Source organism: Streptomyces deccanensis, from assembly GCF_022385335.1.
GTDB lineage: Bacteria > Actinomycetota > Actinomycetes > Streptomycetales > Streptomycetaceae > Streptomyces > Streptomyces deccanensis.
On the sequence record NZ_CP092431.1, the window covers coordinates 4,364,565 to 4,377,395 of the forward strand.

A 12,831-nucleotide genomic window follows, 5' to 3' on the forward strand; every position below is an offset into this window, starting at 1 on the left:
TGGCGCGGTCGCCGCGTGGCCTGGTCGCCGCGTGGCCCGGTCGCCGCGTGGCCCGGTCGCCGCATAGCGCTTACGCTGCTGGGCGATTCGGCGAGTGGCACCGGCTTCGCGCCGTGGGTACTGCCGCCGCGTGCGTGTTTCTCGTCCAGGACCCCGCCGGTCGTCGTACGACCACCGGCGGGGTCCTCGGCGTTTCGGGGCCCGGTTAGGGTGCGGGCATGGTGAACACGGAACACGCGGAGATCGGCGTCATCGGCGGATCGGGGTTCTACTCCTTCCTCGACGACGTGACGGAGATACAGGTCGACACCCCCTACGGGCCGCCGAGCGACTCCCTCTTCCTCGGCGAGATCGCCGGGCGCCGTGTCGCCTTCCTCCCGCGCCACGGCCGCGCCCACCATCTGCCGCCGCACCGCATCAACTACCGCGCCAACCTGTGGGCACTGCGCTCCGTCGGGGCGCGCCAGGTGCTCGGCCCGTGCGCGGTGGGTGGTCTGCGGCCCGAGTACGGACCGGGCACGCTCCTCGTCCCGGACCAGCTCGTGGACCGTACGAAGTCCCGCACGCAGACCTACTTCGACGGCCTCCCCCTGCCCGGCGGCGCCGTCCCGAACGTCGTCCATGTCTCGCTCGCCGACCCCTACTGCCCCGTCGGCCGCGAGGCCGCCCTGAAGGCGGCGCGCCGACGTGACTGGGAACCGGTGGACGGCGGCACCCTCGTCGTGGTCGAGGGCCCCCGCTTCTCCACCCGGGCCGAGTCCCTGTGGCACCAGGCCCAGGGCTGGTCCGTGGTCGGCATGACCGGCCATCCGGAGGCCATCCTCGCCCGCGAGCTGGAGCTCTGCTACACCTCCCTGACCCTCGTGACCGACCTCGACGCCGGCGCCGAGACCGGCGAGGGCGTCTCGCACGAGGAAGTCCTCCAGGTCTTCGCCGCCAACATCGACCGTCTCCGGGGCGTCCTCTTCGAGGCGGTCGCCGCCCTGCCGTCGAACGACGACCGCGACTGCCTGTGCACGAAGGCGCTGGGCGGGATGGATCCCGGGTTCACGCTGCCGTGACGGGCTGAGGGCCGGGGTTGGGGGCCGCCGGCAGGGGCGGAACTCCTCGTTCGGGTGGCGAGGTTTTCCACAACCGGCGGGTGGTCCACAGGCCTCAGCGGGCGTCGGCGCGAAGCCGCATCGTGGGACCGCAAGCCGATCTCACACAGCAGGTGGTGACCCCATGTCCCTTTCCTCGCCCACGGCCCCATCCACGTCCCCGACCTCGGCCTCGGCCTCATCGACGTCCGCGTACTCGCCCTCCCCCACATCCGCCCGTCGCCCCTCCTGGGCCGCCGGCCCACCCGGTTCCGATGCCCCTCCCACCTGCGAGGTCCCGCACTTCGCCCCGCTACGGGTACGCGGCGGAGCGCATCGGCTCCGCCGTCTCGCCCGCTGCCGGCGGCGGGCCATGGCCGCGGGTCTGGCGGTGACCGCCGCCGCCCTGCTGGTGACGGGGGCGGGCCCGGGGGAGGCAGAACGGGTCAGGGGCCACCCCGTGGCCGACCCGGTCCCCGAACGCCCCACCACCGTGGGGACGGTGACCGCCCCGGTGCGCATCGCCGACGGCGCGACGGTACGGCTGCTGCGCCCGGGCGACCGGGTCGACGTGATCGCGGCCGAGGAGTCCGCGACGGGCGGTGCAGCGAGGGTCGTCGCCCGGGGTGCCCGTGTCTCCGACGTGCCCACCGCCGACACGGCCGAGAGCGGAGCCCTGGTCGTCCTGACCGTGCCCCGCCACACGGCGGCCCGGCTGGCAGGGGCGGGCGCCACGTCCCGGCTGGCGGTGACACTGTGGTGACCGCCCGTCCCACCGCCGGGCCCGGCCCGTCAAGTCCCACGTTGGAGGGACCCAGTTGGACACCTGGGCCCGGGCCTGACGTAGGTTGCGGAGTCGTTTGTTCCACAACCAGCGCAGAGAGGTCTCGTGGTGAGCGAGAACAAGGAGCCGAGCGTCTGGGAGGGCTTCAAGGCCTTCCTGACGCGGGGGAACGTCGTCGACCTGGCCGTCGCCGTGGTCATCGGCGCGGCCTTCACCAACATCGTCAACTCGGTGGTGAAGGGGGTCATCAGCCCCCTGGTGGGGGCGTTCGGCACGAAGAACCTCGACCAGTACCGGTGGTGCCTGAAGGACCCCTGCACGGTGGCGGCGGACGGGACGGTCACCGACGGCGTCGCGATCCTCTGGGGCACGGTGCTGAACGCGACGCTCACGTTCCTCATCACCGCGGCCGTCGTCTACTTCCTGATGGTGCTCCCCATGGCCAAGTACCTGGCCCGCGTGGAGGCCCGCCGCAAGGCGAAGGAGGGCACGCACGAGGTCATCGAGGTGAGCGAGCTGGAGGTCCTGAAGGAGATCCGCGACGCCCTGGTGGCCCAGCGCGGCTCGGGCCACGACCGCACGTAGCGAAGCCGGGGAGCCGCGGCGAGCGAGGCCGACGTCCCATGGCCTTCGGCGTGCGGGGTCGACGGATCGGAGGCTTCGGTCGGCGGGGTCAGATGTGGTGGGGCGGCTTCTCGTCGAGGAAGCGCCTCAGGTCGGCCGCGCTGTCACCGCCGTCGCCTTCGCCGGACCGCTCGCCCCACCCGTGGTCCGTGTCGTCGGACGAGGGCCGGCTGAGCGGGTCGTCGAAGACCAGCGCGGCCTTGGGGTCACGCGGTTCGGAACCGGGGGCGGGAGCGGTACTCATGTCTCCAGAGTACGGCCCCGCACACGGACGGCCTCCGGCGCCGGGCCCTCCCCCGGCCTCTCCGCACCCACTCCGGGCCCGTCCGCGCACACCCTCGCTCCGCCCCGGCACTGGTGAACACCTGAGCGAGAATTCCACCGGGTTTTCTGGTGTGCTTGGCCCCATGACGCCCAGTTCCACGCCCCAGCCTCCCTCGGCTCCCGTCCCCTCCTCCGGTGCGGGAAGGGCGCCGGTGCGCAGGCTGGTCGCACGGGGCCGCGGGGAGGAACACCGGGTCGCCTCGCCGCTGGAGCTCTTCTTCGACCTGTGCTTCGTCGTGGCCGTCGCCCAGGCGGGCGTCCAGCTGGTCCACGCGGTCGCGGAGGCGCACGCCGCCGAGGGCATCCTGAACTACGCGATGGTCTTCTTCGCGATCTGGTGGGCCTGGATGAACTTCACCTGGTTCGCCTCGGCGTACGACAACGACGACGTGCCCTACCGGCTGGTGACCCTCGTCCAGATAGCGGGCGTGCTGGTGCTCGCCGCCGGGGTCGGCCGGGCCTTCGAGGACCACGACTGGCTGCTGGTCGTGCTCGGCTACGTGATCATGCGGCTGTCGATGACCGCGCAGTGGCTGCGGGCCGCGCGGACCGCGACGGACGCGGAGCGGGTCACGGCCCTGCGGTACGCGAAGGGTGTGGCGCTGTGCCAGATCGGCTGGCTGGGACTGCTGGTCCTGCCGGAGCCGGCCAGACCGTGGCTGTTCCTGGTGATGGCGCTCGCCGAGCTGTCCGTCCCGCTGTACGCGGAGAAGGGCTTCCAGACGTCCTGGCATCCGCACCACATCGCCGAGCGGTACGGCCTGTTCACCATCATCGTGCTGGGCGAGACGATCCTGGCGGCCACGGTCGCGGTGAAGTCGGCGGCGGACGAGAACGACGCGTTGGCGGAACTGCTGCCCATCTCGGTGGGCGGACTGCTGATCGTCTTCTCGGCGTGGTGGATCTACTTCAGCGTTCCGATCCACGGTCATCTGCGCTCCAGCAAGGAGAGCTTCCTGTGGGGATACGGCCACTACCTGATCTTCGCGTCGGCCGCCGCGATCGGCGCCGGGCTGGAGGTCGCGGTGGAGGAGACCGTGCACAAGGCGCACATCTCCACCCTGGCCGCGTCCTCGGCGGTGACGCTGCCGACGGCCCTGTACCTGATCTCGGTGTGGGCGCTGCACGCCCGGCACTACAAGGTGGGCACGGCGCAGCAGACCGTGCTGCCGCTCGCCGCGCTGGCCGTGGTGGCGTGCACGTTCCTCGGGCACTGGGCGGTGCCGGCGGCGGGTGTCGTCACCGCCGTGACGGTCGCGATCGGCGTGGCATTCACCGCCCGTGGACCCGGCACCCCGCACGCCCACACGGCAGGGCAACCGACGCAGGCGGACAACTCCCGAGACACCCATGGCAGTTGACGCGTTGACCGATGTGCCCGGTCTGCGGGTCGGGCACGCCACGCGGATCGGCGGGGGATGGCTGACCGGTACGACGGTCGTGCTGGCTCCGGAGGGCGGCGCGGTCGCTGCCGTGGACGTGCGCGGCGGCGGGCCCGGCACCAAGGAGACGGACGCGTTGGATCCGCGCAACCTGGTGCAGAAGGTCGAGGCGGTGGTGCTGACCGGGGGCAGCGCGTACGGGCTGGACGCCGCGTCGGGTGTGATGGCCTGGCTGGAGGAGCGCGGGCGGGGCGTACGGGTCGGCCCGGACCCGGCGCACGTGGTGCCGGTCGTTCCGGCGGCCTGTGTCTTCGACCTGGGCCGAGGCGGCGACTTCAAGGCCAGACCGGACGCCGCTCTCGGGCGGGCCGCGGTGGAGGCGGCGGCCGCGAGCGGGCTCGGCGCCCCGGTGGCGGAGGGGTGCGTGGGCGCCGGGACGGGGGCGACGGTCGGGCTGCTCAAGGGCGGCATCGGTACCGCGAGCACCGTGCTGGACTCGGGGATCACGGTGGCCGCGCTGGTGGTGGCCAACGCGGCGGGATCGGTGACGGACCCGGAGACGGGGGTGCTGTACGGGGAGTTGTTCCAGGGGCGGGTGACGTATCCGGCGCCGGAGGTGCACGAGAGAGCGCGTCGGCGGCTCGCCGAGGCCGCCGCGCAGAGCGTCCCTCCCCCGATGAACACGACGCTGGCGGTGGTCGCCACCGACGCCGACCTGACCCGCGCCCAGGCCCAGAAGCTGGCCGGCACGGCACATGACGGCATCGCCCGCGCCGTACGCCCCGTGCATCTGCTCAACGACGGAGACACCGTGTTCACCCTGGCGACGGGCACCCGCCCCCTACCACCCGAGTCCGGCCCCCTCGCCCTGAACGAACTCCTCGCGACGGGAGCGGACTTGGTGACCCGCGCGATCGTACGAGCGACACGAGCAGCCGAGCCGATGCCCGGCCCGGGCGGGGCATGGCCTTCGTACGGGGAGCTGTACGGGAGGGGTTGAGGGGCTGGAGGCGGGAGGGAGGAGGGGGAAGGGGGGTGCCCCTATCTCTTTGGTCGAGGGAAACGGAGCTGCGTTGCCTCGTGGAGCCGGGCAGCATGGCGGGGTGGCCGATCTTCTGTGGGAGGACGTGAGCTGTTTCTTCGACCCGGACCTGATGGGGTCGCTGCCGGACGTGCGGGTCCCGGATTGTTCGGTGGAGGACTGGCAGGCGGTTCTTGATCTTGTCGAGGCGAGGGGGTGAAAGTGCCAGTAATCCGAAGGCGAGACGGTGTTGCCGGTGCCCCGGGCGGAGGCCGTGCTGTCCCGCCCGGCGGACGCTGAGTGCGCGGACCTGCGGGTCTGGCCGACTCCCAATGTTCTGGCGATCTTCTGCTTCCTTGACGACGAGGTCATCGACTTCGACGTCGACCTGCGGGAGTTGCAGGGCCAGGAACGGCTTGATGTGTTCTGCGGCTTCTTGCGGGAGATCGGGCGATGCTTGGGCAAGCCGGTCTTGATGGATCCGGAGGGTGACTACGGGAGGGGAGGCCCCCCGAGGGTCGAGAAGCCGGTAGTTGAGGCCGTGGGGTGCGGCTGTTGGGTGCGGCGAGGCCTGGAAGGGGATTGTCCCGGTTCTGTCACGTGATTGTGCTGAGGCCAGGGGTGGGGGAACCCGCTCGGCTGCCGGTCGCTCTATGTCCACGTACCGGAGCGGATGACGTGGATCGCCTAGAAGCGAAGAAGCTGGAGCAGATCGTGACAAGGCCGAAGATTGCTGTACGGCGGGCACTGGGGACCTGTGCCGTGCTGGTGGTCGGTGCGCTGACCCTCACCGGCTGTGGCGGGGACGCCCAGGCCGACAACAAGAGCGGTGGCAAGGGGACTTCGGCCGAGGACACGGCGGCGCGGATCACGATCTCGGCGAAGGACGGTTCGACGGGCGCGTCCATCAACTCGACCGGGGTGAAGGTCAGCGGCGGCAAGCTGACCGAGGTGAAGATGACCGTCGCGGAGGGCGGCGCGGCCGTGGCGGGCGAGATAGCCGCGGACGGGCGGTCCTGGAAGCCGAAGGAGCAGTTGGAGCGGGGTACGAAGTACCGGATCTCGGCGACCGCGAAGAACGCCGACGGCAAGACGTCGGCCGCCAACTCCATCTTCACGACCGTGTCGACGGCCAACAGCTTCATCGGCACCTACACACCGGACAACGGCACCACGGTCGGGGTGGGGATGCCGGTGTCGTTCACCTTCGACAAGGCGATCACGGACCGCAAGGCCGTGCAGTCGCACATCACGGTGACGTCGAGCAGCGGGCAGGAGGTGGTGGGGCACTGGTTCGGGGAGCAGCGGCTCGACTTCCGGCCCGAGGAGTACTGGAAGGCCGGGTCCAAGGTCACGATGAAGATCGACCTGGACGGCGTGGAGGGCGCGAACGGCCTGTACGGGGTGCAGGACAAGACCGTCACCTTCACGGTCGGCCGGTCGCAGGTGTCCACGGTGGACGTGAACACGCAGACCATGACGGTCGTGCGGGACGGAAAGACGATCAAGACGGTGCCGATCTCGGCGGGCAGCGCCTCGACCCCGACGTACAACGGGCAGATGGTGATCTCGGAGAAGTTCCGGCAGACGCGGATGAACGGGTCGACGGTGGGCTTCGGCGGTGAGTACGACATCGCGGACGTGCCGAACGCGATGCGGCTGACGACGTCGGGCACCTTCGTCCACGGCAACTACTGGTACAGCAGGGGCAACCCGCCCTTCGGCCGGCAGGGCACCAGCCACGGCTGCGTCGGTCTCGCGGACGCCCAGGGCGCGAACAGCGCCACGAACGGCAAGTGGTTCTTCGACAACTCGCTGATCGGTGACGTGGTGACCGTGAAGAACTCCCCCGACAAGACGGTCGCGCCGGACAACGGCCTCAACGGCTGGAACATGTCGTGGAGCGAGTGGAAGGCGGGCGACGCCATCTGACCACGTCGTTCCGGTAGTTCGTCGAGCCGCGCGGGAACCAACCGCGCGGCTCCGGCGTTTTAGGAGCGTACGTTTTCTCGGTTCCCGGACATGATGTCCGACCGAGGGGCTACGGTATGCACCCACAAGGTGACATGCAGCAACGCCGGGAGAAACCTTGAGCGTTCCGTACGAGACGGCAGCGTACGAGCCACCCGAGTCGCCCGAGTCTCCTGAGGAGCACCTCGCGCGACTCCTCGGCCGCGCCCTGAACTCCTTCGAGCTGCCCGACGAGACGATACGGCAGCTCGACTGCGCCCTCGCGCACGACAGCTCGCTGCACTCCGCGCACTACAGTTCGGGGCTGCACCGGGCGACGTACCGGCACACCTGGCTGCTGGCCGACGGCTCCGCCGTCACCCTGTGGGAGCTGGTGCACAACACGGTGCCCGGCAGCGACACCCAGCACGAGGTGTACACGGACGACGAGGAGCTGCGGGCCGCCACCGCGCGGCTGCCGCTGCCGCCGGACGCCCCCGACTTCGAGCTGCCCGTCACGGTGGAGCTGGCGGCGTTCCCCGAGCCGCGCCACGAGTACGTGCCGGACGACTCGGCGGATCACGCCCGTCGGCTGCTGCGGCGCGCGGAGAACCCGGACCCTCCCGGGGACGAGCTGGCCACGCTGCTGCTGCGAACGGCGTTCGCGCACGAGATCACCCAGGCCTTCGGCCGTCCGCACCGTCCCGCGCGCCGGGGTCGGCCGGGCCTCAGCTTCTCGCTCTACGAGCACGCTTTCCTGCTCACCGACGGGCAGGAGATCTCCCTCTGGGAGGTCGAGCACACGGCCACACCGGACGGTCGCCACATGTGCGAGGTGTACGCGTCGGAGGACGCGGCACGGGACGCGATGGAGCGACGCGCGGGGACGCTCGGTTAGCCGACCGGGCCACGCTCGGTCAGCCGACCGGGCCGGCCTCCTGGGAGCGGTGCGCTCAGGCCAGGCGGTCGTCGCTGAACTGGCGGGCCAGGAACGCGAAGGCGTCCTGTTCCGCCGGGGTCAGCTCCACGTGTTCGACGTGGGGGCCCTTGCGGCGCTGATGGGGCAGGCCGCGCAGTCGTCGGCCGCGTCGGGGGGCCAGGTCGGCGAAGCGGGCGCGGTGGGCCTCCTGGTCGCGGCGCAGCACCCGTACGAGCACGGCGACCCAGATGACCGCCGCGAGAGCGAGGGCGGCCCCGCCCAACAGCTGGAGTATCGACACGTGCTCAGGCATGCCGTCCAGTAGACACCACCGGATGGGACTTTGAGCCCGGACCGTGACGTATCTCGCAGGTACGGCTTACACGTCACACGGGCTGTAAAGGCGCCCAAAGGGGCGCACGGGGCGGAAAACGCGAACGGCCGCGGCCCCCTCACGCGGGAGGGGGCCGCGGCCGTCGTACGGTCCCGGGTTCAGGCCGCGACCGGCTCCTTCGTCTCCGCCGTGGCGGCGGGGGCGGACTGCGGGGCCGCGCCCGGCTGGGTCTTGCGCATGCCCTTCAGGACGATGACCAGGCCGGCCGTGACCGCCGTACCGATCGCGATGGCGAGCAGGTAGAGGAACGGCTTGCCGATCAGCGGGGTGACCCAGATGCCGCCGTGCGGGGCGCGCAGGGTCGAACCGAAGGCCATGGCCAGCGCGCCGGTGACCGCGCCGCCCGCCATGGAGGCGGGGATCACGCGCAGCGGGTCGGCGGCGGCGAACGGGATCGCGCCCTCGGAGATGAACGAGGCACCGAGCACCCAGGCCGCCTTGCCGTTCTCCCGCTCGGCGGTGGTGAACAGCTTCTTGCGGATCGTGGTGGCGAGGGCCATGCCCAGCGGCGGGACCATGCCGGCCGCCATGACCGCCGCCATGATCTTCATCGCGGAGTCGCTGGGGTCCTGCACGGCGATACCGGCGGTGGCGAAGGCGTAGGCGACCTTGTTGACGGGGCCGCCGAGGTCGAAGCACATCATCAGGCCGAGGAGGACGCCGAGGAGGATCGCGTTGCTGCCGGAGAGGCCGCTCAGCCAGTCCGTCATGCCCTTCTGGGCCTCGGCGATGGGCTTGCCGATCACCACCAGCATCAGGAAGCCGACGATCATCGAGGAGATCAGCGGGATCACGACGACGGGCATGATGCCGCGCAGCACCGGCGGGATCTTGATCCGCTGGATACCCATGACGACCCCGCCGGCGATCAGACCGGCGACGAGGCCACCGAGGAAACCGGCGTTGATGTTGGCGGCGATCATGCCGCCGACGAAGCCGGGCACGAGGCCGGGCCGGTCCGCCATGCCGTACGCGATGTAACCGGCGAGGACGGGGATCAGGAAGCCGAAGGCCACGGCGCCGATCTGGAACAGCAGGGCCGCCCAGCTGTCGACCTGCAGCCAGTCGAAGTGCTCGGTGACCGGCTTGGCGCTGTTGATCTCCCAGCCGCCGATCGCGAAGCCGAGGGCGATGAGGAGGCCGCCCGCGGCGACGAACGGGACCATGTAGCTCACGCCGGACATCAGCCACTTGCGCAGCTTGGTGCCGTAGCCGTCGCCGGAGTCGCCCGCGCGGTCGACGGGGGTGCCGCCGGGGCGGGCCGCCGCTGTGACCTCGCCGCGCTCGGCCTTGTCCCTGACCTCGGCGATGAGTGCGGCGGGGCGGTTGATGCCGGCCTTGACGCCGACGTCGACGGTGGGCTTCCCGGCGAACCGGTCCTTCTCCCGTACGGGCACGTCGTGGGCGAAGATCACGCCGTCGGCGGCGGCGATGACGGCCGGGTCGAGGCGGGTGAAGCCGGCGGAACCCTGCGTCTCGACGACGATCTCGACGTCACCGGCGTCCCGGCCAGCGTTCTCCAGCGACTCGGCGGCCATGTACGTGTGCGCGATGCCGGTGGGGCAGGAGGTGACGGCGACGATACGGAAGGGGCGGGCCTCGGCGGGGGCCGCCGCTTCGGGCGCCGCCGGGGCCGGGGCGGGCGCAGTCGAGGTCGCCGGGGCCGGGGTCGCCGGGGTCGTGCTGACCGCGGCGGCGTCGGGGGAGGCCGTTCCGCCCGACGCCGCCGCGGAGTCTTGGGTGCCCTCGGTCGCGTCGTCGCCCCGGATGAGGGCGGCGGCGCGGGCCGCGTCGTCCACGGCGCGCAGCGCGTCCGTGAACTCGGTGTTCATCAGCTGGCGGGCGAGGGAGGAGAGGATCGTCAGGTGCGCGTCGTCCGCGCCCGCCGGGGCGGCGATCAGGAAGATCAGGTCGGCGGGGCCGTCGGGTGCGCCGAAGTCGACGCCGGCCGCGCTGCGGCCGAAGGCGAGGGTCGGCTCGGTGACGTGCTCGCTGCGGCAGTGGGGGATGCCGATGCCGCCGTCGAGGCCGGTGGGCATCTGCGCCTCACGTGCGGCCACGTCGGCCAGGAAGCCGTCCAGGTCGGTGACCCGGCCCTTCGCCACCATGCGCTCGGCGAGGGCACGCGCCGCCGCTTCCTTCGTATCGGCGGACAGGTCGAGGTCGACCAGGTCCGCGGTGATCATCTCGCTCATCGCGGGCTCCTTCGCACGCGTATCGCCCGGGGGCTGTGGTGGGCGGGGGTGGGGACGGATGTGTGGGGGGCGTGGGCCACGGGGCCCGACCGGGGAGGGGGAACGGGCAGGGGCCGGGGTGAGACGACGGATAACGCGGTGAGACGACGGATATCGCAAAACGAAGGTTCGTTCGCGGGTCGCCACCGGGAGCCGAGCCCGGTACGCCGAAAACGAAGGTTCGTTCGCGGGCCTCCACCGAAGCCAACGCCTCGGGCCCGACCCAGCCCCCGCGCCACACCGCTGACTCGGGCGCCCGGCCCAGGACGCCGAAAACGAAGGTTCGTTCGCGATTGCTCGCCACCACCCGCCCTCATGACACCGGCTCCCTCAGCGCCCGGTCCGTCGGTACCTCCGAGGTCACCGTCACCGCTGCGGGGTCCAGGTCGGCGGGGGTGGGCATGACGCTGCCCGGGAGTTGGACGGCGGCCGCGCCGTGGGCGACGGCTGAGGCGAGGGCTTCGGGGCCGCGACCGCCGGCGATGAGGAAGCCGGCGAGGGAGGAGTCGCCGGCGCCGACGTTGCTGCGGACGGTGTCGACGCGGGCGGTGCCGAACCAGGCGCCGGAGGCGTTGACGAGGAGTTGCCCGTCGGCGCCGAGGCTGGCCAGGACCGCGGCGGCGCCCATCTCGCGGAGTTCCTCGGCGGCCTTGACGGCGTCGCCGACGGTGGTGAGGGGGCGGCCCACGGCTTCGGCGAGTTCCTCGGCGTTGGGCTTGACGACGTCGGGGCGTTCGCGGAGCGCGGCGAGGAGGGCCGGGCCGGAGGTGTCCAGGACGATGCGGGCGCCGGCGGCGTGGGCGCGGGCGACGAGTTCGGCATACCAGGAGGGGGCGAGGCCGCGCGGGAGGCTGCCGCAGCAGGCGATCCAGGAGGCGTCGGCGGACTGGGCGCGGACGGTCTCCAGGAGGAGTTCCCGCTCGGCGGCCGAGAGTTCGGGGCCGGGCGCGTTGATCTTCGTCAGGACTCCGTCGGCCTCGGCGAGGGCGATGTTGGAGCGGGTCGCCCCGGCCACCGCCACACGGGCGACCTCGATGCCCTGGGCGTCGAGCAGGTCCGCGACCAGGGCGCCCGGCGCGCCGCCGAGCGGCAGCACGGCCACGGTCCGGCGCCCCGCGGCGGCGACCGCCCGGGAGACGTTGACGCCCTTGCCGCCGGGGTCCATGCGTTCGCCGGTGGCCCGGATGACCTCGCCGCGGTCGAGGGAGGGGACCTCGTAGGTGCGGTCGAGGGAGGGGTTGGGGGTGACGGTGAGGATCATGAGCGCTGGCCGTTCCGGCCGTTGGTACCGGAGCCGGCTCCGCCGTGGGGCTCGGTGGCGGGGACGCGTAGCACTTCGGTGCCCTCGCGTTCGATGGCGAGCGCGTCCTCGGGGCTCAGGCCGGTGTCGGTGATCAGCAGGTCCACGTCGCTCAGGTCGCCGAAGCGGGCGAAGTGTTCCTGGCCGTGCTTGGAGGAGTCGGCGAGGAGCACCACGCGCCGGGCGGCGGTCACGGCCGCCCGCTTCACGGCGGCCTCGGCGAGGTCGGGGGTGGTCAGACCGTGGTCGGTGGAGAAGCCGTTGGCGGCCACGAAGAGGACGTCGGCGCGGATCTCGCCGTAGGCCCGCAGCGCCCAGGCGTCGACGGCGGCGCGGGTGCGGTGGCGGACGCGGCCGCCGACGAGGTGGAGCTGGATGCCGGGGTGGTCGGCGAGGCGGGCGGCGATCGGCAGGCTGTGCGTGACCGCGGTGAGCGTGGCCTCCAGCGGGATGGCGGCGGCGAGGCGCGCGATCGTCGTACCGGCGTCGAGGACGACCGTGCCGTCGTTCGGGAGTTCGGCGAGGGCCGCCTGGGCGATGCGGTCCTTCTGGTCGGCCGCGGTGCCCTCGCGTTCGGCGAGGTCGGGCTCGAAGTCCAGCCGGCCGGCGGGGATCGCGCCGCCGTGCACCCGCTGGACGAGGCCGGCGCGGTCGAGGGCCTTCAGGTCGCGGCGGATCGTCTCGGCCGTGACCTGGAACTCCTCCGCCAGCGACACCACGTCCACCCGGCCGCCGTCACGGGCGAGCCGGAGGATCTCCTGCTGCCGCTCCGGTGCGTACATGTCCGTTCGCCTCCGACCGATGCCCGATTCTGTGGTTT

Annotated in this window: 12 protein-coding genes and 1 pseudogene; 8 read left to right on the plus strand and 5 right to left on the minus strand. The window is 72.0% G+C overall.

Annotated elements, in window-relative coordinates:
* Nucleotides 1–218: 218 nt before the first annotated feature.
* The 3 genes from L3078_RS19370 to mscL all read left to right on the plus strand — a co-directional run bounded on the left by L3078_RS19370 (nucleotide 219) and on the right by mscL (nucleotide 2,448).
* Entirely contained in the window at nucleotides 219–1,061 is an 843-nt protein-coding gene (locus tag L3078_RS19370; protein ID WP_239755150.1) for an S-methyl-5'-thioadenosine phosphorylase, read from the plus strand.
* 163 nt (nucleotides 1,062–1,224) lie between these two features.
* Nucleotides 1,225–1,842, plus strand: coding sequence for a hypothetical protein (locus tag L3078_RS19375; RefSeq protein ID WP_239755151.1), 618 nt, complete (start codon nucleotides 1,225–1,227; stop codon nucleotides 1,840–1,842).
* Nucleotides 1,843–1,971: 129 nt separating this feature from the next.
* Complete coding sequence (gene mscL / locus L3078_RS19380) at nucleotides 1,972–2,448, plus strand: large conductance mechanosensitive channel protein MscL (protein WP_239755152.1); 477 nt, start codon at nucleotides 1,972–1,974, stop codon at nucleotides 2,446–2,448.
* 88 nt (nucleotides 2,449–2,536) lie between these two features.
* On the opposite strand, the gene L3078_RS19385 is transcribed toward mscL, so the two are convergent.
* On the minus strand, nucleotides 2,537–2,731 hold the full coding sequence (locus L3078_RS19385) for a hypothetical protein (protein WP_239755153.1): 195 nt from the start codon (nucleotides 2,729–2,731) through the stop codon (nucleotides 2,537–2,539).
* A 163-nt stretch (nucleotides 2,732–2,894) separates the two neighbouring features.
* Between L3078_RS19385 and L3078_RS19390 the strand changes: the two genes are divergently transcribed.
* The 5 genes and pseudogenes from L3078_RS19390 to L3078_RS19410 all read left to right on the plus strand — a co-directional run bounded on the left by L3078_RS19390 (nucleotide 2,895) and on the right by L3078_RS19410 (nucleotide 8,062).
* Nucleotides 2,895–4,172: a low temperature requirement protein A gene (locus tag L3078_RS19390; protein WP_239755154.1), complete on the plus strand. Its 1,278-nt coding sequence runs from the start codon at nucleotides 2,895–2,897 to the stop codon at nucleotides 4,170–4,172.
* On the plus strand, nucleotides 4,162–5,193 hold the full coding sequence (locus tag L3078_RS19395; RefSeq protein WP_239755155.1) for a P1 family peptidase: 1,032 nt from the start codon (nucleotides 4,162–4,164) through the stop codon (nucleotides 5,191–5,193). The genes L3078_RS19390 and L3078_RS19395 overlap by 11 nt, the downstream gene beginning before the upstream one ends.
* Nucleotides 5,194–5,296: 103 nt before the next feature.
* Nucleotides 5,297–5,818 (plus strand): annotated as a pseudogene (locus L3078_RS19400) (hypothetical protein).
* Between the two features lie 110 nt (nucleotides 5,819–5,928).
* Nucleotides 5,929–7,146, plus strand: coding sequence for a L,D-transpeptidase (locus L3078_RS19405; protein WP_239760383.1), 1,218 nt, complete (start codon nucleotides 5,929–5,931; stop codon nucleotides 7,144–7,146).
* A gap of 157 nt (nucleotides 7,147–7,303) precedes the next feature.
* Nucleotides 7,304–8,062, plus strand: coding sequence for a DUF6227 family protein (locus L3078_RS19410; protein WP_239755156.1), 759 nt, complete (start codon nucleotides 7,304–7,306; stop codon nucleotides 8,060–8,062).
* Nucleotides 8,063–8,117: 55 nt separating this feature from the next.
* On the opposite strand, the gene L3078_RS19415 is transcribed toward L3078_RS19410, so the two are convergent.
* The 4 genes from L3078_RS19415 to L3078_RS19430 all read right to left on the minus strand — a co-directional run bounded on the left by L3078_RS19415 (nucleotide 8,118) and on the right by L3078_RS19430 (nucleotide 12,793).
* Nucleotides 8,118–8,396 (minus strand): hypothetical protein, encoded by a 279-nt coding sequence (locus L3078_RS19415; protein ID WP_239755157.1) that lies wholly within the window; start codon nucleotides 8,394–8,396, stop codon nucleotides 8,118–8,120.
* 179 nt (nucleotides 8,397–8,575) lie between these two features.
* A complete protein-coding gene (locus L3078_RS19420; protein ID WP_239755158.1) occupies nucleotides 8,576–10,672 on the minus strand; it encodes a PTS fructose transporter subunit IIABC in 2,097 nt (698 codons plus the stop codon).
* Nucleotides 10,673–11,024: 352 nt separating this feature from the next.
* Nucleotides 11,025–11,972, minus strand: coding sequence for a 1-phosphofructokinase (gene pfkB, locus L3078_RS19425; protein WP_239755159.1), 948 nt, complete (start codon nucleotides 11,970–11,972; stop codon nucleotides 11,025–11,027).
* Nucleotides 11,969–12,793 carry a DeoR/GlpR family DNA-binding transcription regulator gene (locus L3078_RS19430; RefSeq protein ID WP_239755160.1) on the minus strand — a complete coding sequence of 275 codons (825 nt, stop codon included), beginning with the start codon at nucleotides 12,791–12,793 and terminating at the stop codon, nucleotides 11,969–11,971. Before L3078_RS19430 ends, pfkB begins: the two co-directional genes overlap by 4 nt.
* Nucleotides 12,794–12,831: the final 38 nt, after the last annotated feature.